Source organism: Dactylosporangium sp. CA-139066 (assembly GCF_050936175.1).
Classification (GTDB): domain Bacteria; phylum Actinomycetota; class Actinomycetes; order Mycobacteriales; family Micromonosporaceae; genus Dactylosporangium.
This window is the reverse complement of sequence record NZ_JBNJNH010000001.1, coordinates 332,477-353,167: the sequence shown is the minus strand read 5'-3', so window position 1 is coordinate 353,167 and position 20,691 is coordinate 332,477. Positions and strand designations below refer to the sequence as shown.

At 73.5% G+C, this 20,691-nt stretch carries 21 protein-coding genes and 1 riboswitch; of the genes, 17 read left to right on the top strand and 4 right to left on the bottom strand.

From position 1 onward, the window contains the following. Window positions 1-22: 22 nt before the first annotated feature. The 6 genes from ACQEVU_RS01650 to ACQEVU_RS01625 are packed head-to-tail and all read left to right on the top strand — an operon-like array spanning window position 23 to window position 3,573. Window positions 23-271, top strand: a complete 249-nt coding sequence (locus tag ACQEVU_RS01650) for a hypothetical protein (RefSeq protein WP_433319409.1) — start codon at window positions 23-25, stop codon at window positions 269-271. A 32-nt stretch (window positions 272-303) separates the two neighbouring features. Then, the gene (locus ACQEVU_RS01645; RefSeq protein ID WP_433319406.1) at window positions 304-1,014 is read left to right on the top strand and encodes a metal ABC transporter ATP-binding protein; all 711 of its coding nucleotides are present in this window, start codon (window positions 304-306) and stop codon (window positions 1,012-1,014) included. Then, window positions 1,011-1,901, top strand: coding sequence for a metal ABC transporter permease (locus ACQEVU_RS01640; protein ID WP_433319403.1), 891 nt, complete (start codon window positions 1,011-1,013; stop codon window positions 1,899-1,901). The genes ACQEVU_RS01645 and ACQEVU_RS01640 overlap by 4 nt, the downstream gene beginning before the upstream one ends. Next, the gene (locus ACQEVU_RS01635) at window positions 1,888-2,175 is read left to right on the top strand and encodes an ArsR/SmtB family transcription factor (protein ID WP_433319401.1); all 288 of its coding nucleotides are present in this window, start codon (window positions 1,888-1,890) and stop codon (window positions 2,173-2,175) included. The genes ACQEVU_RS01640 and ACQEVU_RS01635 overlap by 14 nt, the downstream gene beginning before the upstream one ends. Next, window positions 2,120-2,926, top strand: a complete 807-nt coding sequence (locus ACQEVU_RS01630) for a hypothetical protein (RefSeq protein WP_433319398.1) — start codon at window positions 2,120-2,122, stop codon at window positions 2,924-2,926. Before ACQEVU_RS01635 ends, ACQEVU_RS01630 begins: the two co-directional genes overlap by 56 nt. Before the next feature lie 50 nt (window positions 2,927-2,976). Next, window positions 2,977-3,573 carry a hypothetical protein gene (locus ACQEVU_RS01625; RefSeq protein ID WP_433319396.1) on the top strand — a complete coding sequence of 199 codons (597 nt, stop codon included), beginning with the start codon at window positions 2,977-2,979 and terminating at the stop codon, window positions 3,571-3,573. 475 nt (window positions 3,574-4,048) lie between these two features. On the opposite strand, the gene ACQEVU_RS01620 is transcribed toward ACQEVU_RS01625, so the two are convergent. Next, window positions 4,049-5,956 (bottom strand): acyl-CoA dehydrogenase family protein, encoded by a 1,908-nt coding sequence (locus tag ACQEVU_RS01620; RefSeq protein WP_433319393.1) that lies wholly within the window; start codon window positions 5,954-5,956, stop codon window positions 4,049-4,051. 57 nt (window positions 5,957-6,013) lie between these two features. Continuing rightward, the gene (locus tag ACQEVU_RS01615; protein ID WP_433319390.1) at window positions 6,014-6,838 is read right to left on the bottom strand and encodes an alpha/beta fold hydrolase; all 825 of its coding nucleotides are present in this window, start codon (window positions 6,836-6,838) and stop codon (window positions 6,014-6,016) included. A 52-nt stretch (window positions 6,839-6,890) separates the two neighbouring features. Further along, window positions 6,891-7,007, top strand: a riboswitch (TPP riboswitch). 112 nt (window positions 7,008-7,119) lie between these two features. Between ACQEVU_RS01615 and ACQEVU_RS01610 the strand changes: the two genes are divergently transcribed. From ACQEVU_RS01610 to ACQEVU_RS01580, 7 genes are all read left to right on the top strand, one after another. Beyond that, complete coding sequence (locus tag ACQEVU_RS01610; protein ID WP_433319387.1) at window positions 7,120-7,692, top strand: ECF transporter S component; 573 nt, start codon at window positions 7,120-7,122, stop codon at window positions 7,690-7,692. A gap of 35 nt (window positions 7,693-7,727) precedes the next feature. Beyond that, window positions 7,728-9,050: an ABC transporter ATP-binding protein gene (locus tag ACQEVU_RS01605; RefSeq protein WP_433319384.1), complete on the top strand. Its 1,323-nt coding sequence runs from the start codon at window positions 7,728-7,730 to the stop codon at window positions 9,048-9,050. Further along, window positions 9,047-9,754: an energy-coupling factor transporter transmembrane component T family protein gene (locus ACQEVU_RS01600; RefSeq protein WP_433319381.1), complete on the top strand. Its 708-nt coding sequence runs from the start codon at window positions 9,047-9,049 to the stop codon at window positions 9,752-9,754. Before ACQEVU_RS01605 ends, ACQEVU_RS01600 begins: the two co-directional genes overlap by 4 nt. A 77-nt stretch (window positions 9,755-9,831) precedes the next feature. Then, window positions 9,832-11,553, top strand: coding sequence for a PHP domain-containing protein (locus ACQEVU_RS01595; RefSeq protein WP_433319378.1), 1,722 nt, complete (start codon window positions 9,832-9,834; stop codon window positions 11,551-11,553). After that, window positions 11,553-11,939 (top strand): hypothetical protein, encoded by a 387-nt coding sequence (locus tag ACQEVU_RS01590; protein WP_433319375.1) that lies wholly within the window; start codon window positions 11,553-11,555, stop codon window positions 11,937-11,939. The genes ACQEVU_RS01595 and ACQEVU_RS01590 overlap by 1 nt, the downstream gene beginning before the upstream one ends. A gap of 102 nt (window positions 11,940-12,041) precedes the next feature. Beyond that, on the top strand, window positions 12,042-12,548 hold the full coding sequence (locus ACQEVU_RS01585; RefSeq protein ID WP_433319372.1) for a MarR family winged helix-turn-helix transcriptional regulator: 507 nt from the start codon (window positions 12,042-12,044) through the stop codon (window positions 12,546-12,548). Then, window positions 12,549-13,436 carry an aminotransferase class IV gene (locus ACQEVU_RS01580; RefSeq protein ID WP_433319370.1) on the top strand — a complete coding sequence of 296 codons (888 nt, stop codon included), beginning with the start codon at window positions 12,549-12,551 and terminating at the stop codon, window positions 13,434-13,436. Here ACQEVU_RS01580 and ACQEVU_RS01575 read toward each other — a convergent pair. After that, window positions 13,433-14,131, bottom strand: a complete 699-nt coding sequence (locus tag ACQEVU_RS01575) for an HAD family hydrolase (RefSeq protein ID WP_433319367.1) — start codon at window positions 14,129-14,131, stop codon at window positions 13,433-13,435. The two genes, ACQEVU_RS01580 and ACQEVU_RS01575, sit on opposite strands and share 4 nt — an antisense overlap. 198 nt (window positions 14,132-14,329) lie before the next feature. On the opposite strand from ACQEVU_RS01575, the gene ACQEVU_RS01570 reads away from it, so the two are divergent. From ACQEVU_RS01570 to ACQEVU_RS01555, 4 genes are read left to right on the top strand one after another with little or no spacing between them, the layout of a single operon-like run. Beyond that, entirely contained in the window at window positions 14,330-17,620 is a 3,291-nt protein-coding gene (locus tag ACQEVU_RS01570) for an FtsK/SpoIIIE domain-containing protein (protein WP_433319364.1), read from the top strand. Window positions 17,621-17,635: 15 nt separating this feature from the next. After that, entirely contained in the window at window positions 17,636-18,532 is an 897-nt protein-coding gene (gene era, locus ACQEVU_RS01565; protein WP_433319361.1) for a GTPase Era, read from the top strand. Window positions 18,533-18,548: 16 nt separating this feature from the next. After that, window positions 18,549-19,328, top strand: coding sequence for a DNA repair protein RecO (recO, locus tag ACQEVU_RS01560; protein WP_433319358.1), 780 nt, complete (start codon window positions 18,549-18,551; stop codon window positions 19,326-19,328). Continuing rightward, window positions 19,325-20,116, top strand: a complete 792-nt coding sequence (locus ACQEVU_RS01555) for an isoprenyl transferase (protein WP_433319355.1) — start codon at window positions 19,325-19,327, stop codon at window positions 20,114-20,116. The genes recO and ACQEVU_RS01555 overlap by 4 nt, the downstream gene beginning before the upstream one ends. On the opposite strand, the gene ACQEVU_RS01550 is transcribed toward ACQEVU_RS01555, so the two are convergent. Continuing rightward, on the bottom strand, window positions 20,113-20,679 hold the full coding sequence (locus tag ACQEVU_RS01550) for a hypothetical protein (protein WP_433319352.1): 567 nt from the start codon (window positions 20,677-20,679) through the stop codon (window positions 20,113-20,115). The two genes, ACQEVU_RS01555 and ACQEVU_RS01550, sit on opposite strands and share 4 nt — an antisense overlap. Window positions 20,680-20,691 lie beyond the last annotated feature (12 nt).

The window sequence follows — 20,691 nt, the reverse complement described above, 5'->3', positions numbered from 1 at the left end:
GCATACGGAAGGACCCCTGCCCATGACCGAGCGCGTGCTCATCCGGCTGGCCCGGCTCAACCGGACGGCGGTGTTCCTGCTGGGCGCCGCGGTCGTGTTCGCCGGCTTCTGGCTGCCCGGCATCGTGGGCGCGGCGGTACTGGTGGTCCTGGCGGCCGCCCTGGGCTGGGTGCTGAGCCGCACCTGGGGCATCACCCCCACCCCGCTGCGAACCGTGCGCGTGGTCATCCTCCTCCTACTGCTGGGCGTGGCGCTGTTCAAGGCAAGTTGACAACGATTCCCATTATCGGGCACGCTCGGAGGGTGGTTCTCCAGGTCGAACGGGCGGTCGTCGCCTACGATGGGCGGCCCGTGCTCGACGGGGTCTCGCTCTCGGTGCACGCCGGCGAGGTCGTCGCGATCCTCGGCGCCAACGGCTCCGGCAAGTCCACCCTCGTCAAGGCCTCCATGGGCCTCGCCCCGCTGACCGGCGGCGAGGTGCGGCTGTTCGGCACCCCGCTGCGGCGCTTCCGCGGCTGGCATCGCATCGGCTACGTGCCGCAGCGCGTCGGGGCCGGCAGCGGCGTGCCCGCCACGGTCGCCGAGGTGGTGGCCGAGGGCCGGCTGGCCCGGCGCGGCTTCCTGCGCCCCGCCTCCGGCGCCGACCGGCGCGCGGTGGCCGAGGCGCTCGCGGCCGTCGGCCTTTCGGAGCGCTCCCGCGAGCCCGTGTCGGTGCTCTCCGGCGGCCAGCAGCAGCGCGTGCTCATCGCCCGCGCCCTGGCCGGCGCCCCGGAGCTGCTCGTGCTCGACGAGCCGACGGCCGGCGTCGACGCGGTCAGCCAGGAGCTGTTCGCCGGGTGCCTGCGGGGCTTCGTCGGCCAGGGCGGCACGGTCGTCTTCGTCGCCCACGAGCTCGGCCCGCTGCGCCCGCTCATCACCCGGGCCGTCGTGGTCAGCCGCGGCGAGATCGTTCACGACGGCGAGCCGCCGGCGACCGACAACGACCACGTGCACCCGCACGCCGCGGCCGCATGAGCATTTTTTCGTACGACTTCATGATCCGCGCGCTGCTCGGGGCGCTCATCACCGGCGCGTCCGCGCCCGCCATCGGCGTCTACCTGGTCCAGCGCCGCCTGTCGCTGATCGGCGACGGCCTCGGCCACGTCGCGCTCACCGGCGTCGGCCTCGGCCTGCTGCTGCACCGCTCCCCCGTGATCATGGCGGTGCTGGCCGCGGCGGCCGGCGCGGTCATCATCGAGCTGGTCCGCGAGCGGGGCCGCACGTCCGGCGACATCGCCCTGTCGATGCTGTTCTACGGCGGCATCTCCGGCGGCGTGGTGCTCGTCAACCTCTCCGACGCGCAGAGCAGCCGCAGCCTGGTGACCTACCTGTTCGGCTCCCCGCTGACGACCAGCCGCCAGGACCTCACGGTGATGCTGATCCTGGGCGCGGCCGTGCTGGCGGTGGCGGTACTGCTGCGGCCCTGGCTTTTTGCGGTGTGCCACGACGAGGAATATGCGCGGGTGTCCGGCCTGCCGGTGCGCACGCTCAACCTGGTCCTGGCCGTCACCGCCGCCGTCACGGTCACCGTCGCCATGCGGGCCGTCGGCCTGCTGCTCGTCAGCGCGCTCATGGTCGTCCCGGTGGCGACCGCCCAGCAGATCACCCGCGGCTTCCGGGCCACGATGCTGGCCGCCGTCGCCCTCGGCCTGGTCGTCTCCGGCGGCGGCGTGTGGCTGTCCACCGCGATCGACACCGGCCCGGGCGCCACCGTCGTCCTGCTCGCGATCGCCGGCTTCTTCGCGGTCACCGTCGGCGCCTCCGCCGTGCGGTCCGCGCGCGGCGCCCGCGCCCGCCCCGCAGCACCGCCCGACGCCCCGGCGGAGTCCCTGGACGCGGGTGAGGCGCGTGCCGGGGCCTGACGGCTACGAGGCCGCCGGCGAGCTGCTGCGGGCCCTGTCCGCGCCGCTGCGCATCCGGATCGTCACCGAGCTGGCCGGCGGCTCCCGCTGCGTGCACGAGCTGGTCGACGCGCTCGGCGTCGCCCAGCCGCTGGTCTCGCAGCACCTGCGCATCCTGCGCGGGGCCGGCGTCGTGCGCGGCGCCCGGCGCGGCCGCGAGATTGCCTATTCTCTGATCGATGACCACATTGCGCGCATTGTCGCCGACGCCGTCAGCCACGTTCGTGAGGGCTGAGCGCTTCGCGGCCGCCGCGATCGCGGCCGTGCTGGCGCTGGCCGGCTGCTCGTCCGCCAAGGAGCCGGCGCCGGCCCCGACGGCCGCCGCGATCGTGAGCGCCCCGGCCGACCCGGCCGTCGCGCTGCGGGAGGCGGTGGCCCGGACCAACCAGGTCACGATGACGTACTCCATCGACGCCGACCTGGGCACCCTCGGCTCGCAGAAGGGCAGCGGCGGAGCCGACCCGAAGGCGAAGGCGACCGGCTACCACGCCGACCTCAACGTCTCTGACCGCGACGTCACGATCGACGCCATCCTCGTCGGCTCCGACCTCTACCTGAAGGTCACCGGCGTGACCAGCGGCGACCGCTGGGCCCACGTGGACATGACGAGGGTGAAGTCGCTGTCCAAGCTCGGCCTGGACGCCAGCGGCAACCCGACCGGCCTCGGCTCCCTCGACGCCGAGATCGTCTCGGTGACGAGGACGGCCCCCGGCGCGTACAGCGGCACCCTGGACCGCACCAGGAACCCGATCATCGCCGGCTCGACGGGCACCAGCGAGGCCCTGAAGAGCGTCCCGTTCGAGGCGACGGTCAACGCCCAGGGGTACGTCACGTCGCTGGTCATCCACACCCCGCCGGTCGGCACGGCGCCGGCCGCGACGTCGACGGCCCGCTTCGCCGACTTCGGCGCCCCGATCACCGTCGACCGCCCGGACTCGTCCCAGGTGGAACAGGCGCCGGACTCGGTGTACCAGCTGCTGCAGTAGCCACTCGCGCGTGCGCTGCGCCCCGGCCCGGGTTGCCGCACGCTGGACTCATGAAGCTCTATGCCGACCGCGCCCCCGTCGCCACCAGGCAGTTCATCACCGACGTGCTCATCATCGTCTGGATCTATGTCTGGGTGAAGCTGGGCATGACGCTGTTCGACCTGATCCAGAAGCTGGCGGTCCCCGGCCAGAAGCTCGAGGGCGCCGGCAACGGCCTGGCATCCAACCTGAACTCGGCCGGCGACAAGATCAAGAGCCTTCCCGGCGTACCGGACTCGGTGGCCGCCCCCTTCACCAACGCCGCCAACGCCGCCGGCTCGCTGGCGAACGCCGGCCGCGAGCAGCAGGACATCGTGAACGACCTGGCGTGGATCCTGTCGATCGTGATCGTCGTGGTGCCGGTGCTGTTCGTCGTGGCGGTGTGGCTGCCGCTGCGCATCCGGTGGATCCGGCGTGCGGGGGCGGCCGCGCGGCTGCGCACGGTGACGGCCGGCCGCGATCTGCTGGCGTTGCGCGCCCTGGCCACGCAGCCGTTGAAGCGGCTGCTGCGCGTGGACCCGGAGATCGCCGCGCTGTGGCGCCGCCGCGATCCGGACGCGGTGGAGGCCTTGGCGCGGCTGGAGCTCCGCTCCCTGGGCCTACGCTGACACCCGGCCCGCGAGGCCGGCTCGACGCGGTTCGGACCCCGACGCCCGAGGCCGGCACGCGAGACAGGTCGGACGCCGACGCCCGAGGCCGGCACGCGAGACAGGTCGGACGCCGACGCCCGAGGCCGGCACGCGAGACAGGTCGGACGCCGACGCCCCGAGCCGCGGGGCCGGCACGACGCCGACACCTAAAGACTGGCGCGCGAGGCGGGCCGGACCCCGACGCCCGGGGCGGGACCTACGCTGACCCCGGACCGCGAGCCCGGTTCGACGCCGACACCTAAGGCTTGACGCGCGAGACGGGCCAGCCGCCGACACCGAGGCGGGACCGACGCTGACGCCCGGACCCTTGCGAGCCCGGGCGTCACGGGCCGGTCACGCCGAGTAGTGGCGCGTCCGTTTTGTCCCGGCCAGTTTGGTCGGCAATGCTAGCGTGCTCAAGAGACAGGAAGCGCGCCCACGGCACCAACCCCCGTCACTGGACGCGGCGACGGACATCGGTGGCAGTGGACGGCCCCGGCTCCCAAGGCGCCGTGGACGGCCCCTCCGCGGGCGCGGGCACAACCCCTTCTTCCAGCGACCCATACTTCCCCTGGAGGACCCGCTTGGCCGCGGCCACCTCGACCGAGTCGGCGTTGTCCCACAGCTCGCGGAAGAGCGCCTCGGCCCGCAGCGTCGCCTGCCGGCAGAACAGGTCGGCGAGCTCCACGCCCTCCGGCCGCTCGGCCCGCTCCGTGCGCGCCTTCACGCACGCCGCGGACATCGCGAAGAGCTCGGCGGCGATGTCCACGATCCGCCCGAGGAAGCCCTGCTTGTGCTCGAGCTTGCCCTGCCACCGGGCCATGGCGTAGAACGTCTCGCGGGCCAGGCGGCGTGACGCGCGCTCGACGTAGCGCAGGTGGTGGGCCAGCGGGCCGAAGTCGCCGAAGCCGCCGGGGAGCTGGCCCTTGCCGGCGACCAGAGTTGGGAGCCACTTCGCGTAGAAGCCGCCCGCGCGGCCGGCGGCCTTGGCCTTGCGGGCCAGGCCGGCCTCCGGGTCGATGATGTCGCCGGCGACCGAGAGGTGCGCGTCGACCGCCTCGCGCGCGATCGCCAGGTGCATGATCTCCGTCGAGCCCTCGAAGATCCGGTTGATCCGCAGGTCGCGCAGGATCTGCTCGGCGGGGATCGGGCGCTCGCCGCGCGCGGCCAGCGAGTCTGCGGTCTCGTAGCCGCGGCCGCCGCGGATTTGTACCAGTTCGTCCGCAACCTTCCAGGCCAGCTCGCTGGCGTAGAGCTTGACCAGGGCGGCCTCGATGCGGATGTCGTTGCGGTTGTCGTCCGCCAGGCGGGCGGAGATCTCGAGCATGGCCTCCATGCCGTACGTCGTGCCCGCGATGAACGCGATCTTCTTCGCGATGGCCTCGTAGGCGCCGATCGGGCGGCCCATCTGCACGCGCTCCGCGGCCCACGAACGAGCCACGCTCAGGCACCACTTGCCGGCGCCCACGCACATCGCGGGCAGCGACAACCGGCCCGTGTTGAGCGTGCTCAGGGCGATGCGCAGGCCCTGGCCCTCGCCGCCGATCACGTTCGCCGCCGGCACGCGCACGTCGTGGAAGCGGGTCACGCTGTTCTCCAGGCCGCGCAGGCCCATGAACGCGTTGCGGCGCTCGATCGTGACGCCGGGCGCGTCGCCCTCGACGACGAACGCCGTGATGCCGCCGCGGTGGCCCTCGCTCTTCGGGACCAGCGCCATGACCACGAACAGTGTGGCCAGGGTGCCGTTGGTCGCCCACAGCTTGACGCCGTTGAGCAGGTAGTCGCCCTCCGGCGTCGGTACCGCGGACGTGCGCAGGTTCGCCGGATAGGAGCCGACCTCCGGCTCGGTGAGCAGGAACGCCGACACCTCGCCGGCGGCGAGGCGGGGCAGGAAGCGCTGCTTCTGCTCGTCGGTGCCGACCAGCTTGAGCGGCTGGGGCACGCCGATGGACTGGTGCGCCGACAGCAGCGCGCCGATCGCCGGGCTGACCGAGCCGGTGAGCATCAGCGCCCGGCAGTAGTCCAGGTTGGTCAGGCCCAGGCCGCCGTACTTCTCGTCGATCTTCATCCCGAAGGCGCCCAGTTCACCCAGCGAGGTGAGCACCTCGTCCGGAATGCGGGCGTCGCGCTCGATCTGCTGGCCGTCGACCTCGGCGGACAGATACGCGGCCAGCTTCGCGCGGAACTCCGCGCCGCGGGCCTCGGCGGCCGGATCGAGCTCCGGCAGCGGGTCGATGAGATCGAGGCGCAACCGGCCGAGGAAGAGCTCCTTGCCGAAGCTGGGCTTCCTCCACTCGATCTCGCGGTTCTCCTCGATGACCTTGCGCGCCTCCCGTTCGGCGCGCACCGACGTGGAAACCATGGCCACCCCCAGGTAGACGGGCCTGACGACCAGGTTATTACCCGCGAGTAGGCCGCGCTATGCCGAAGTCACACAGCGTGCCACGATGGCATCGGCAAGTGCTGACGGCGCCTGGTCGGGGATCCAGTGACTGACCCCCGCAAGCGGGACGAACCGGTAGTCCGCCGTGACATACTCCGCACAGGCCCGCGCGGCCGTGGCGCCGATCGCCAGGTCGCCGTCGCTCCAGACGTACGTCGTCGGCACCTCCGCCGGCCCCAGCCCGACGAGGTCGAGGGGGCTCATCGCGCGGTACCAGTTCAGCGCGGCCGTCAGCGCCCCGGGCTCCAGTAGCGGGCGCACGTAGACCTCGGGATCGACGCCGGCGCCGTCGAAGAGCGCCCGCAGCCGCCGCGCATCGTCCTCGAGCAGCAGCGACTCCGCCTTCCCGGGCCGGCGGAACAGCTTGATGTACGCGGAGCGCTCCCGCTGGTCGGGATCGTTGGCGTAGGCATAGGCGCTCGCGTGCGGGTGCGGCACCGAGACCGCCGTGAGCGTGCGCACCCGTGAGGGGTGCCGGAGCGCCACGTGCCAGGCGGCCACCGCGCCCCAGTCGTGGCCCACCAGGTGTACCGACGCGAGATCCAGGGCATCGAGGACGGCCACGGCGTCCAGGGCGCACTCGGTGATCCGGTAGGCGTCGGCCTCGGCCGGGCGGGCGCCGGGCGACGTGCCCCGCTGGTCGAGGGCGTAGGTGCGCAGGCCGGCGGCGTGCAGCAGCGGGGTGACCGCCGCCCACTCGCCGCTGTGCTGCGGGAAGCCGTGCAGCAGCAGGACCGGCGACCCGTCGGCCGGACCGCCCGCCACGACGTCGAACGTCAGATCGCGCGCCGTGATTTTCATGACCCGAGACTACGAGTCAACAACGTTCACTGTTACCTTCAGGAAACAACTTCACATCCGACAGGGGAGCGCACAGCGCTGAGAGTGCGGGGGCCGCCACGGGCGGCGCCGCAGACCCTCGAACCTGATCTGGGTAATGCCAGCGCAGGGAGCTCGGTCACCTCACGCCAGCCGTCACGTCCGTCCATATCCCGGGGCGGTCGTGGCGTCGCGTCTCCTTCTGGTTCCTTCGCGGACTGCGTCAGCGCCCGCGGCCCCCGAACTAGGAGGTATCGAACAAAATGCAGACCCGTTGGCGCACCGTCGACATCGTGGTGGCGTCCGTCATCGCCGTGGCGTTCGCGGCGGTCTTCTACGCCTGGAACAACCTCTGGACCGCGCTGGAGGGCAGCTTCGCCCTGCCGTGGCGGGCCGTGATCTACGGTGTCTGGCTGATCCCGGGCGTGCTCGGCCCGCTGGTCATCCGCAAGCCCGGCGCCGGCCTCTACACCGAGATCGTCGCCGCGGTCGTCTCCGCGCTGTTCGGCTCCGCGTGGGGCCTCGGCGTCGTCGTGTCCGGCCTGGTGCAGGGCATCGGCGGCGAGTTCGGCTTCGCCGCGACCGGCTACCGCAGCTACCGCCTGGGCAACGCGCTCATCGCGGGCGGCCTGGCCGGCGTGGGCGCGTCGCTGTTCGACCTGAGCGTGTACTACGGCACCACGTTCACCGTCGCGCAGAAGTGGACGTACGCCGGGCTCGTCGTGCTCAGCGGCGCGGTCGTCGCCGGGGCCGGCAGCTGGGCGCTGCAGCGCGCGCTGTCGAGGACCGGCGTGCTGGACCGCTTCCCCTCGGGCCGCGAACGAGTCGCGGTCTAGAAGGTGCCGCGAACGAGTCACTGTCGAAAAAAGTCTTGAGCACAGTCGAGTTCCGCGGGTTCGGGTGGCGCCACGCCGGGCGCAAGGCGTGGGCGGTGCGCCACCTGGACCTGCGTATCGAGCACGGCGAGCGGGTCCTGCTGCTCGGTGCCTCCGGCGCGGGCAAGTCGACCCTGCTCGCCGCGCTCGCCGGCCTGCTCGCCGAGGACTCCGGCGAGCAGGAGGGCGAGGTTTTCGTCGACGGCGTGCCGGCGCGGCAGGCCCGCCACGAGACCGGCATCGTCTTCCAGGACCCGCAGACCCAGCTGGTGATGCGCCGAAGCGGCGACGACGTCGCGTTCGGCCTGGAGAACCGGGCCGTGCCGCGCGAGCGGATCTGGCCGGCGGTCGACGCGGCGCTGGCGGCGGTCGGCTTCCCCTACGGCCGGGACCGCGACACCGCTGCGCTGTCCGGCGGCGAGCAGCAGCGGCTGGCCATCGCGGGCGTCATCGCGCTGCGCCCGCGCCTGCTGCTGCTCGACGAGCCGACCGCCAACCTCGACCCGGACGGCGCGCAGCTGGTGCGCACCGCGATCGCCAAGGCGCTGCCGGACCTCGACGCCACCATGGTGCTCGTCGAGCATCGGGTCGACGAGGCGCTGCCGCTGGTCGACCGCACGATCGTGATAGGCGAGGACGCCGACGCCGTGTGGGCGCCCGGCGCGCCGCTGCCGGCCCGGCGGGCCACGGCGAAACCCGGCGACCCGCTGCTCACCGCCGAGTCGCTGCGGCTGCCCTTCACCGAGCTCAATGAGGCGGTACGCCCGGGCGAGGCGCTCGCCGTCCAGGGCCCCAACGGCGCCGGCAAGACCACGCTGGCCCTGCTGCTGGGCGGCCTCACCCGGCCGGCCGGGGGCCGGGTCGTGGCCTCGGCGGAGCTGGCCGGGCGCGACGCGCGCCGGCCGCCGCACCGGTGGGGTGCGGGCCGGCTGGCCGCCCGGATCGGCTCGGTGTTCCAGAACCCGGAGCACCAGTTCGTCACCGACACCGTGCGCGCCGAGCTCGCGCTGGGCGGCGCGGCACCGGCCGTCGTCGACGAGCTGCTGGCCCGGCTCCGCCTCGACCGGCTGGCCCTGGCCAACCCGTTCACGCTGTCCGGCGGCGAGCAGCGCCGGCTCAGCGTCGCCACCGCGCTGGCCGCGGCGCCGCGGGTGCTCATCCTCGACGAGCCGACGTTCGGGCAGGACCTGCGCACCTGGCGGGAGCTGGTGACGCTGCTGGCCGACCTGCGCGACGAGGGCCGCGCCCTGGTGCTCGTCACCCACGACCGGCCGCTGGTCGAGGCGATCGGCGACCGGCGGCTGGAGCTGGTCCGATGACGACCTGGCTGGGCCGGCGCGACGCCACCGCGAAGCTGCTCGCCGCGCTGCTCGTCACCGCCGCCGTGGTGACCACCCTCGAGCCGGTCGCCCTGCTCACCGTCATCGGGGCGCTGCTCGTGGCCCTGGCGTTCACCGGGGTCGCGCCGGACGCGCTGTGGCGGCGCGGCTGGCCGATCCTCGCCTCCGCCGCCGGCATCCTGACCTTCACCGTGCTCTTCGGGGCCACCGACTCGCCCGTGGTGTGGCAGCTGGGCGGGCTCGACGTGCGCGAGAACGCCGTCGGCTACGCGCTGCGGCTGCTCGCCATCGGGCTGCCCGGGTTCGTGGTGTTCGCCACCATCGACCCGACCGACCTCGCCGACTCGCTGGTCGCGCACCTGCGGGTGTCGCCCCGCTTCGCGATCGGCGCGCTCGCCGCGCTGCGCCTGGCGCCGCTGCTGGCCGCCGAGTACCGGCTGATCCGGCTGGCCCGGCGGGCCCGCGGTACCCGCCGCGGGCTCTTCTCCACCCTCTTCGGGCTCCTGGTCGCCGCCATCCGCCGCGGCATCCGGCTGGCCACCGCGATGGAGGCCCGCGGCTTCGACCGGGGGCCCCGCACGATCGCCCGCGAGACCCGTTTCGGCTGGTCCGACGCATTGGTGGTGATCTTTGGAGTGGCCCTGGCGGCGGCGGTGATCACGCTGAAGTTCGCGCGCGCATAGCGATATCGCTACCTGTTGTTAGTTCACCAGGACGAGATTCCCCCATGAGGACCATCAACGTGCAAGAAGGAGTCTTCATGGGTCACGGCCACCACCACCATCACCACGAGGACATGCCGCAGGCCGGCGGCGACGTCCCCGCGGTGCTCGACGCGTCGATCCCCGACAGCGAGCTCTCCCCCGGCGACGTGTCCCGTCGCGGGTTCCTGCGCCGCGCGGGCCTGCTGGGCGCGGCCGCCGCCGCGGGCGGCGCGCTGGCCAACGCCGGCGTCGCGCACGCGGGCGACGACCACGAGCACGACTTCGACGGCTGGGACCGCCACGGTCACGGCCGCCCGACGCTCAACAACTACAAGTGGCTCGCCGGCGACCACCACATCCACACGCAGTACAGCTCCGACGGCATGTACCGGCCGGACGACCACGTCAAGCACGCCTCGGCGTACGGCCTGGACTGGATGGTCATCACCGACCACGGCACCGTCCAGCACGCCAAGATCGGCGTCGAGAAGGTCAACCCGCAGATCCGCCAGGCCCGCGAAGACTACAAGGACATGCTGGTCTTCCAGGGTCTGGAGTGGAACATCCCGGCGGCCGAGCACGGCACCGTGTTCGTGCACCCGGGCGCCAACGAGGTCGCGGTCCTGAAGGAGTTCGAGAACACCTTCGACGGCAGCGTCGTCGGCTCGGTCGACCCGACCCTCGTCACCGAGGCCCTCGCGGTCGCCGGCGTGAAGTTCCTGGCCGACCAGGTCGCCAAGCGGCGCGTCGCCGACGCGCTGTTCCTGGCCAACCACCCGGCCCGCAACGGCATCGACTCGCCGCACGAGATCCGGAGCTGGCGCGACGCCAACCCGAAGATCGCGATCGGCTTCGAGGGCGCGCCGGGCCACCAGGCCGCGGGCTTCGCCAAGCCGAACGGCGGCGGCGCCGGCCGCGGCTTCTACGAGAACGCCCCCAACGCCAAGTCGTTCCCCGGCTACCCGCTGGAGAGCTACCGCACCTGGGGCGGCTTCGACTGGATGACCGCGACCGTCGGCGGCCTCTGGGACAGCCTCCTGGCCGAGGGCAAGAGCTGGTGGATCACCGCGAACTCGGACTCGCACGTCGTCTGGGAGGAGACGGCGAAGCGCCCCGGCGACACGGACTTCAACACCAACGGCTTCCACTTCGACCCGGTCTACGGCCAGCCGAACAACTCCACCGCCGGCGACTTCTGGCCCGGCTTCTACAGCCGGACCCACGTGGGCTCGCGCAACTTCAGCTACGCCGCGGTCATGGACGGCATGCGGGCCGGCCGGATCTGGGTCGACCACGGCGGCCTGATCAGCGACCTCGACGTGCAGGTGCGTGCCAAGGGCAACCCGTTCGGCGTGACCCTCGGCGACTCGCTGGTGCTGCGCCGCGGCCAGAACGCCGAGCTGGTCATCAAGATCAACCTGGCCAACAAGGCGAACTGGGCGAACTTCGTGCCGGTCCTGTCCCGGGTGGACGTCATCCGCGGCGAGATCACCGGCCCGGTCGCCGACCAGGACTCGCTCAAGGCGCCCAACACCAAGGTCGTCAAGAGCTTCGAGGTCAACAAGTCGACCGGCACCGTGTCGTTCACCTACGACCTCGGCCCGGTGGACAAGCCGTTCTACGTCCGCCTGCGCGGCACCGACGGCAACCGCACCGCCCCGGGTTACCTCGGCGCGGCGATCGACCCGGCCGGCCCGGCGATCGACGTGCTCGGCGACGCCGACCCGTGGAAGGACCTCTGGTTCTACGCGAACCCGATCTTCGTCTACGCGCGGTAATGACCGGCTTTCCCGACGTGCAGGCGGCCGACCACCACATCCTGGAGGGCGGCCGCCCCGCGTTCACGTATTTCGAGGGCGGCCAGGTCGTCGTCGGCACCGAGGCGGACCGGCCCCCGGAGGGCGCCCGCCAGGTGCTGTTCGAGGGCGCCGAGCGGCTCAAGGGCACGGTCGCGGTCGCGGCCATCGTGGCCGGGTCGGCGATCGACCAGGTCGTGATCCTGGGCGGGATGGCGGCCGTGCCGGAGATGCTCGTCGACACGCGCGACCACGTGCGCCCGATCTGGCGCGACGGCGTCCTGACGCTCGTCACCCAGTTCGGCCGCGGCGGCGTGCTCGTGCCGTTCGAGCCGCCGAACAACCGGCCCTGCTGCGCCGATCACTGAAAGCGGATCACGGGAAAACCGATCACGGAAGAACCGATCACTGCAACCTGCCGCAAACGGGGCCCGCCGGGAGATCCGGCGGGCCCCGACTAGTCTCGTGACATGCCCCGAGACCATCTCGACGCCGTCATCGACGAGTGGCGCGAGCAGCTGCCCGACATCGTCGGGCCGTCCATGGCCCTGGGCAAGCGCGTGCACCGCCTGGCGCTGCGGCTGCAGGAGGTCGTGCGCAACGAGACCGCGGCCGCGGGCCTGACCCCGGCCGAGTACGACGTGCTGTCCGCCCTGCGCCGCGCCGGCCCGCCGTTCGCGCTCAAGCCGTCCGACCTGGCCTCCGGGCTGCTGCTCACCTCCGGCGGGATCAGCAACGTGCTGCGCCGGCTGCAGCAGGACGGGCTCATCGAGCGCGCGCCCGACGCGGCCGACGCCCGGGTCGCGTGGGTCCGGCTGAGCCCGGCCGGCGTGGCCGCGGCCGAGAAGGTCGTGCGGGCGGTCACGAGCGCGCAGGCGCGGCTGTTCGCCCCGGCGTCCGAGGCGCTCGTCGGCGCGGCCGCGGACCGCCTGCGCGACGTGCTGATCGCCCTCGGGGACACTGCGAAAGAGGACTAGATGCTGCAGCGGTACGACGAACGCAACGCGGACCTGCGGTACTGGGTCAACGGCACCCTCCGGCACCGCGACGAGCCGGGCATCTCCCCGTTCGACTCCGTCGTGCAGGGCGGGGACGCGGTGTGGGAGGGCCTGCGGGTGTACGACGGCGGCGTCTACGGCCTGCACGAGCACCTGGCCCGGCTGCGCCGCTCCGCCGCCGCGCTCGGCTTCGAGGGCGTCCCCGCCGACGCGGACATCGTCGCCGCGCTGCGCGAGACCCTCGCCGCCAACGGCATGCGCGACGGCGTCCACGTGAGGCTGACGCTCACCCGGGGGGTCAAGGTCACCAGCGGCATGGACCCGCGCCTCAACGCCTCGGGCTGCACGCTCATCGTGCTCGCCGAGTTCAAGGCGCCCGTGTACGACACCGGCGGCCTCACGCTCGTCACCAGCAGCGTGCGCCGCCCCGGCCCGGACGTGCTCGACCCGCGCATCCACCACAACAACCTGATCAACTCGATCCTGGCCAAGATCGAGGCGAACGTCGCCGGCGCCGACGACGCGATGATGCTCGACGGGCGCGGCTTCGTGGCCGAGACCAACGCCACCCACCTGTTCGCGGTGGCCGGCGGCGAGCTGCACACGCCGCGCGCGGTCGCCTGCCCGGAGGGCATCACCCGGGACACGGTGCTGCGCATCTCCCCCGTGCCGGTGCACGTGCGCGATCTGGGCCAGGTCGAGATGTACACCGCCGACGAGGTCTTCTGCACCGGCACCATGGGCGAGATCGCCGGCGTGGTGGCGATCGACGGCCGCCCCATCGGCGACGGCAAGGTGGGCCCGGTGACCAGGCAGATCGCCGACCTGTACCGGGCGCACGCCAGGGCCAACGCGGTCGCCGTCTAGAGCTTGCGCGCGGCGAGCTCCTCGTAGAGCGGCGCGGCCCGCTCGACCAGCGGCCGCAGGTGGTCCGGCACCTCGGCCGGGCGCGGGTCGTAGGGCCCGAAGCCGGTGGAGCGCTCGACGGCGGCGTACCAGTGCGGCGCCCACACGCCGTCGGTCTCGCGCCGCCCGGCCGGCCACGCCAGCATCGCCGGGTCCCACGGCACGCCCAGCGCCTCGCACAGCGCCGACAGCACGCCCGGGGGGTCGCGCAGGATGTCGGCGGCGTCCACGACCGGGCCGCCGTGGGCGCGGAAGATCTCGACCTGCTGCGGGTACCCGAGATCCTCCAGCGTCGGCTCCCCGCGCACCTTCGCGTAGGAGGCGACGACGTGCGCCGGGTCGCGGATGAGGTACGCGTTGGCGACCTCGCCCAGCCACTCCCGCCCGACCTGGGGCAGCAGGTGGTGAGCCATGTGCTTCTGGTAGAACACGGCGGCGTCGACCGGCGCGAGCAGGCCCGCGACGGCGTCGGCCCAGCGCCGCGGCTGGGAGTCGAGAATCTCGTCCCGGCCCGGGTGGTCGAGGCCGGTTTCGGCCAGGTAGTGGGCGTAGAGGGGCTCGTCGACCACCACCGCGTCCGGCCGCGCGCCGAAGCTGCGCAGCATCGCCGTGGAGATGTTGCGGGGCCCTGACCACATCGCGACTCGCACCGTCATGGTGCACGAGGGTAACCCACGCGGCATTCCGCCCGTTTTACTCGCGTATAGCATGAAATCCTGGCGCGCGTCGATGCGATCCACTCGGCGTCGTGGCGCTTACTGTCGAGGCAGAGCCCTGCAGTGCGCCCGCCCCGCCACCAGGCTTTCTGGAACCGATGACGGATCGATGCTGCACGGGAAGAAGGGGGCCGGTCGATGGACCTGCTGATCGACGTGCGAGTGGCGAGGCGAGATTCGACCGCGACGCTGGATCGCACCGTGCGGCTGCGGGCCGACCCGGGCGGCGCGGTGGCCGACCTCATCGCCGCGCTGCTCGACCTGCTCGACCCGGCCGACCGGCCGCAGCAGACGACGTGGGCCTGGCTGGCCCGCACCGGCCGCCGCCTCGACCCCAACCGGCCGCTGGGCGACCAGGGCCTGCGCTGCGGCGACGCGATCCTGCTGGCCCCGCCCGAGCAGCGCCCCGAGCGCCCGGCCCGCACGGAGGCGCACCGCTTCGAGCTGCTCGTCGTGGCCGGCCCGGACGCCGGGGCGTGGGCCCCGCTGCCGCCGGGCGAGTTCGTGATCGGCACCGACCCGGCCGGCGACCTCGTCCTCACCGACCCGGCCGCCGGGCGCCGCCACCTGCACCTGGGCATCGGCAGCCACGAGGTGGCGGCCACCGACCTGCGCTCGCCGGCCGGCACCCGGCTGGACGGGGAGCCGCTGACCGGGACCGTGACGCTGACCGGCGGGCAGCTGCTGCGCCTCGGGGAGACGCTCATCGCCGTCGAGGAGGTGCCGGCGGAGCCGCCCGCGCCCAAGGGTCCGCCGCCGGCGGTGTGGCTTCCGGCGGTACCGCAGCAGCCCAGACGACGCCGCCTGAGCCTGCGCCGCCGCGGCCCCGATCCGGCCGCCGAGTTCGCCGCGGCGATGGACCGGGCCGAGGCGGACGCGGCGATCAAGCACCGGGCCGTGATACAGGCGCGGCGGGCCGAGGCGCCCAGCCTCGCCCACCTGGCGCGGGCCGCCGACCGGCAGGAGAAGCCGGCCCGCCGCCCCGACGACCGCGACTTCCTCGCCCTGCGCCTGGCCACCGCCGACCAGCCGAGCCGGCTGCGCTTCGAGCAGGCCCCGACCACCGGCGACTTCGACCCGGCCCACACCGACCGCATCGGGGCGCTGCGCCGGCGCCACGCCGTCGACCCCGACGTCCCGGTCGAGGCCGACCTGCGGGCGCTGGGCGCGCTCGGCGCCGCCGGGCCGCCCGAGGCCCGCCGCGCGGTGCTGCGCTCGTGGATCGTGCAGCTCGCGACGCTCGTCGGCGCGGCCGACCTGGCGCTGGTCGTGCTGAGCACCCCCGAGGAGGCCGAGCACTGGGCGTGGACCGGCTGGCTCCCCCACACCCGCACGCTGACCAGCGCGTTTGCACCCGGCGCGCGCACGGTGGCGGCCCAGGAGGACGACCGCCGGCGGGTGCTGGCCCTGGTCGAGGCGCTGCTACGGCAGCGGCGGCTGGGCCGGCACGCGATCGCCGAGCAGTTCGCGCCGCACGTGGTGGTGGTGCTTCCGGACCCGGATTCGGTACCGCGGGAGTCGCTGGCCCGCCTCGTCGAGGACGGCCCCCGGGGCGGGATCAGCCTGCTCACCGCCGCCGAGACGCCCGACCGGCTGCCGCCCGGCGTGGTCGTGCTCGACGGCGAGGGCGTCAGCGCCGCCGTGGCCGACCGGGTCGCGCACGCCCTGGCCGCCACCCGGGACGCGGCCGGCAACGCCGCCCCGCGCATCGCGTCGCTGGGCGAGGCGCTCAAGCTCGGCGGCGACCCGGCCCCGAGCGCGATCGTGAAGCGCTGGGTCCCCTCGACCCGCGACCGCGGCCTGGCCGCCCCGATCGGCCTCGGCGGCGCCGGCCCGGTCGTGGTCGACCTGCGCCGCGACGGCCCCAACGGCATCGTCGCCGGCGCCGAGGGCTCGGGCCGCACCTGGCTGCTGCGCTCCTACCTGGCCGGGCTCGCCGCGACGTACCCGGCCAACCGCCTCACCTTCGTCCTCATCGACCCCCAGTTCGCCGACTCCCGGCGCGGCACGTTCGGCGAGTGCGCCGACCTGCCGCACACCGTGGGCCTCTTCACCGGCGACGACACGTACATGGCCCGGCGCGTCCTGATCTCCCTCGGCGCCGAGGTGCGCCGCCGCGAGGCGGTCCTGCGCCGGCACGGGGTCAAGGACATCGTGGAGATGGAGCGGCGCCACCCGGCCGCGGCCCCGGCCAACCTGCTGATCGTCGTCGCCGAGTTGGCCGCCACGCCCGCCGACTTCGTGACCGGCCTGCGCGACCTGGCGCGGCGGGGCCGCCCCGCCGGCGTACACCTGCTGCTGTCCACGGCGCACCCGTTCGACGTGATCGACGACGACCTGCGCGCGGAGGCGCCGCTGCGCATCGCGCTGCGGGTCGAGACGGAGCAGGACAGCCTCGAGGTCCTGGAGCGCCCGGACGCGGCCCACCTGTCGCCGCTGCTGCCGGGGCGCGCGTTCGTGCGCTCGGGCGCCTCCGAGCCGGAGCCGGTCCAGATCGCCTACGGCGGCGCCCGCTCCCCCTCCGAACGCTCCGCCGGCCCCACGATCGTGTCGGACTGGCGCTTCGAGTCGGGCCTGCTCGAGGCGGCGGCCGAGACGGACGAGGCCGGCGAGCCGGACACCTCCGGTTCGCCGGGCACGGCCCTCGTGCTGGTCGACGGGCCGAGCGACCTGCAGCGGCTCGTGGCGGCGATCAGCGCAGCGCACCGCGAGGCCCGGGTACCGGACCAGCCGCGCGCCTGGCAGCCGCCGCTGCTGGCCACGTATGACATTGCCGACATCTCGGATTTCGCGGGAACGCCCGGTCACGACGAGGAGCACGGGGCGCGGGCGCTGGGCGCCCGGGCCGCGTTCGCGGCGCCGATCGGGATGGTCGACCTGCCCAGCTCGCAGTCGGTGCAGGTGTGGCCGCTGGACCTGGACGAGCTGGGGCACCTGCTCGTGTACGGCCCGAACGGCGCCGGCAAGACCACCCTGCTCGACACGATCGCGGCGTCGTTCGCGCAGCGCTTCGACCCGGCGGCGCTGCGGGTGTACCGCGTGGACGCCGCCGACGCCCCGGCCGCCGCCGAGCTGCTGGCCACGATCGAGGCGCTGGTCGCCGAGCGGGCCGCGCTGCGCGAGCCCGCCGGCGCGCGCGTGCTGGTGCTGGTCGACGGGCACGACCCGCTGCTCAACGACGTGCTCACCGCGGTGGCGGCGGGCGGGAAGGCGGTCGGCGTGCACCTGGTGCTCGCCACCGAGCAGCGAAGCGCCGTGCCGACGTCGCTGTCGCGGCTCATGCCGGGGCGCATCGTGCTGCGCTCGGCGGGCCGGGGTCTGGTCGAGGGGACGGTCGAGCTGCAGGTCGCCACGGCGGCCGAGCACCCGGTCCGGTCGTCGCGCACGACTCCTTCACAACGCCCCCGCCAGTTGCAGCTGGAAGTCTGAGTACCCTGAAACATCGTGCAGCAACGTGAAGGTGAGTACCACGCGGGCTTCGCCTGCTTCGTCGGCCGGCCCAACGCGGGCAAGTCGACGCTGACCAATGCCATCGTCGGACAGAAGATCGCGATCACCTCGCCAAAGCCGCAGACGACGCGGCACACGGTGCGCGGGGTGGTACATCGGCCGGACGCCCAGCTGGTCCTGGTCGACACGCCCGGCCTGCACCGCCCGCGCACACTGCTCGGCGAGCGGCTCAACGACCTGGTGCGCTCGACCTGGAGCGAGGTCGACGTCATCGGCCTGTGCCTGCCCGCGGACGAGGAGATCGGCCGCGGCGACCGGTTCATCACCGGCGAGATCGCCGAGCTCAAGGCGACGCTCGTCGCGATCGTCACGAAGATCGACCTCGTCGACCGGGGCACCCTGGCCCAGCGCCTGCTGGCCGTGCAGGAGCTCGGCGAGTTCGCCGACATCGTGCCGGTCAGCGCGGTCTCCGGCGCGCAGGTGCAGACCCTCGTCGACGTCATGATCGGGCACCTGCCGCGCTCGCCCCAGCTGTACCCGGACGGCATGCTCACCGACGAGCCCGAGCAGGTGCTGATGGCCGAGCTCATCCGCGAGGCGGCGCTGGACGGCGTCCGCGACGAGCTGCCGCACTCGATCGCCGTTCTGGTCGAGGAGGTACAGCAGGAGGAGAGCGGCCTGACCAAGATCTACGCCGACATCTACGTGGAGCGCCCGAGCCAGAAGGCGATCGTGATCGGCCACCAGGCGAGCCGGCTCAAGGAGGTCGGCACCCGGGCCCGCCGCGAGATCGAGGACCTGGTCGGCGGCCGCGTGTACCTCGACCTGCACGTCCGCGTGGCCAAGGACTGGCAGCGCGACCCGAAGCAGCTGCGGCGCCTGGGCTTTTGAGGTCCTGGGCCCCGATATGGCTAACGCTGCCTTCCGCGGGAAGCTCTACCGCGACGACGCCGTGGTGCTGCGGGTCCAGAAGCTCGGCGAGTCCGACCGGATCATCACGCTGTTCACGCGCCATCACGGCCGCATCCGCGCGGTCGCCAAGGGCGTGCGCCGCACGACGTCGAAGTTCGGCGGGCGGCTCGAGCCGTTCGGCCACGTCGACGTGCAGCTGCTGGAGGGGCGCAGCCTCGACGTGATCAGCCAGGTGGAGGGCCTGGACCTGTTCGGGCGGCGGTTCCTGGAGGACTATTCGCGGTACACCCTGGCCAGCGCCATCGCCGAAACCGCCGAGCGGCTCACGCCGGTCGAGGAGGAGCCCGCGCTGCGGCTCTTCCAGCTCACGCTGGGCGCCCTGCGCGCCCTGGCGGTGGCCGAGCACGCCGGCGGCCTCGTGCTGGACGCCTACCTGCTGCGCGCGATGAGCGTGGCCGGCTGGGCGCCCGCGCTGCGCGAGTGCGCGGTCTGCGGCACGCCGGGCCCGCACCGCGGCTTCTCGGTCCCGGCCGGCGGCGCGGTCTGCCCCGACTGCCGCCCGCCCGGCGCCGCCCACCCCGCCCCGGCGACCCTCGAACTGATGTCGGCGCTGGCCGAGGGCGACTGGACGATCGCCGACGCCGCCGCCGCGAACCACCAGCGCGAGGCGAGCGGCCTGGTCGCCGCGCACCTGCAGTGGCACCTCGAGCGGGCACTACGCTCGCTCCCGCTCGTCGACCGCGATGAACGCCCCCTGCGAAAGGAAAGCACGTGAGCAACTTCCGCCCGCCGTCGCAGCATCCCAGCGGTGCCCGCCCGCCGGCGCTGCCGAAGGAGGCCGTACCGCAGCACGTGGCGATCATCATGGACGGCAACGGCCGCTGGGCGAAGCAGCGCGGCCTGCCCCGCACCGCCGGCCACACCGCCGGCGAGGCCGCCCTGTTCGACGTCATCGAGGGCGCCCTGGAGCTGGGCATCAAGTACGTCAGCGCGTACGCCTTCTCGACCGAGAACTGGAAGCGCTCCCCCGACGAGGTCCGCTTCCTCATGAACTTCAACCGCGAGGTGATCCACCGCCGCCGCGACGAGTTCCACGAGATGGGCATCCGGGTGCGCTGGGCGGGCCGCCGCCCCCGCCTGTGGCGCTCGGTGATCAACGAGCTCGAGTACGCCGAGCAGCTCACCCGCCACAACAACCTGCTCACGTTCACCATGTGCGTCAACTACGGCGGCCGGGCGGAGGTCGCCGACGCCGCGGCCCGCATCGCCGCCGACGTCGCCGCCGGCCGCCTGAAGCCGGACCGCATCTCGGAGAAGACGTTCGCGCGCTACCTCGACGAGCCTGACCTGCCCGACGTGGACCTCATGATCCGCAGCTCGGGCGAGATGCGCACGTCGAACTTCATGATCTGGCAGGCCGCGTACGCCGAGTTCGTCTCCGTCGACACCCTGTGGCCCGACTTCGACCGCCGCCACCTCTGGTACGCCTGCGAGGTCTACGCCAAACGCGACCGCCGCTTCGGCGGCGCGATCCCCAACCCGGTCGTGCCGGTGACGCTTTAGGCCGGCAGGGCGCCCTTCGCGGCGCGGCCGAGGCGGATCGCCGAGATGAGGAAGAAGACGGCGCCGGGGATCGCGTAGGCGATCGCGTTGGTCAGCACCGGGTCGTCCGCGGAGGCGCCGGCGATGAACGACCCGCCGGCGAGCACGGAGATGCCGCCGCTGACGATCATCGGCCACTGCCCGCCCATCCTGCGGCGGGTGACCGCCACGAGCAGCTGCACCAGCCCGGCCACGACCGCCCAGGCGCCCCACACGCGCAGGACCGCCGGGATGCCGGATGCGGCGGCGATGGCCAGGCCGGCCGCGGCGAGCAGGCTGACGGCGACGTTCACGTACAGCAGCGCGGGCGATCCGGTGGCGCGCGACGCGCGGGCGTCGACGACGGCCGCGGCCACGTCGAACAGCGGGTAGAGCACGAGCAGCGTCGCGGCGAGCGGGCCGAGGTGCTTGGCGGTCGTGAACATCACGAGGGCCCAGACGACGGCGAAGGCGAAGCGGACGAAGTACAGCCGTCGCAGGGTGGACGCGGTCGTCGAGATGCCGGGGGCGGCAACGGTGGTCATCGCGGACCTCTC

Excerpts from the sequence above, each read along its gene's own strand:
- ACQEVU_RS01650 (WP_433319409.1), top strand. The coding sequence starts at position 23 with ATGACCGAGCGCGTGCTCATCCGGCTGGCCCGGCTCAACCGGACGGCG.
- recO (WP_433319358.1), top strand. The coding sequence starts at position 18,549 with ATGGCTAACGCTGCCTTCCGCGGGAAGCTCTACCGCGACGACGCCGTG.
- ACQEVU_RS01570 (WP_433319364.1), top strand. The coding sequence starts at position 14,330 with ATGGACCTGCTGATCGACGTGCGAGTGGCGAGGCGAGATTCGACCGCG.
- ACQEVU_RS01575 (WP_433319367.1), bottom strand. The coding sequence starts at position 14,131 with ATGACGGTGCGAGTCGCGATGTGGTCAGGGCCCCGCAACATCTCCACG.
- ACQEVU_RS01585 (WP_433319372.1), top strand. The coding sequence starts at position 12,042 with ATGCCCCGAGACCATCTCGACGCCGTCATCGACGAGTGGCGCGAGCAG.
- ACQEVU_RS01580 (WP_433319370.1), top strand. The coding sequence starts at position 12,549 with ATGCTGCAGCGGTACGACGAACGCAACGCGGACCTGCGGTACTGGGTC.
- ACQEVU_RS01600 (WP_433319381.1), top strand. The coding sequence starts at position 9,047 with ATGACGACCTGGCTGGGCCGGCGCGACGCCACCGCGAAGCTGCTCGCC.
- ACQEVU_RS01595 (WP_433319378.1), top strand. The coding sequence starts at position 9,832 with ATGGGTCACGGCCACCACCACCATCACCACGAGGACATGCCGCAGGCC.
- ACQEVU_RS01640 (WP_433319403.1), top strand. The coding sequence starts at position 1,011 with ATGAGCATTTTTTCGTACGACTTCATGATCCGCGCGCTGCTCGGGGCG.
- ACQEVU_RS01610 (WP_433319387.1), top strand. The coding sequence starts at position 7,120 with ATGCAGACCCGTTGGCGCACCGTCGACATCGTGGTGGCGTCCGTCATC.
- ACQEVU_RS01630 (WP_433319398.1), top strand. The coding sequence starts at position 2,120 with ATGACCACATTGCGCGCATTGTCGCCGACGCCGTCAGCCACGTTCGTG.
- ACQEVU_RS01625 (WP_433319396.1), top strand. The coding sequence starts at position 2,977 with ATGAAGCTCTATGCCGACCGCGCCCCCGTCGCCACCAGGCAGTTCATC.
- ACQEVU_RS01620 (WP_433319393.1), bottom strand. The coding sequence starts at position 5,956 with ATGGTTTCCACGTCGGTGCGCGCCGAACGGGAGGCGCGCAAGGTCATC.
- ACQEVU_RS01590 (WP_433319375.1), top strand. The coding sequence starts at position 11,553 with ATGACCGGCTTTCCCGACGTGCAGGCGGCCGACCACCACATCCTGGAG.
- ACQEVU_RS01550 (WP_433319352.1), bottom strand. The coding sequence starts at position 20,679 with ATGACCACCGTTGCCGCCCCCGGCATCTCGACGACCGCGTCCACCCTG.
- ACQEVU_RS01615 (WP_433319390.1), bottom strand. The coding sequence starts at position 6,838 with ATGAAAATCACGGCGCGCGATCTGACGTTCGACGTCGTGGCGGGCGGT.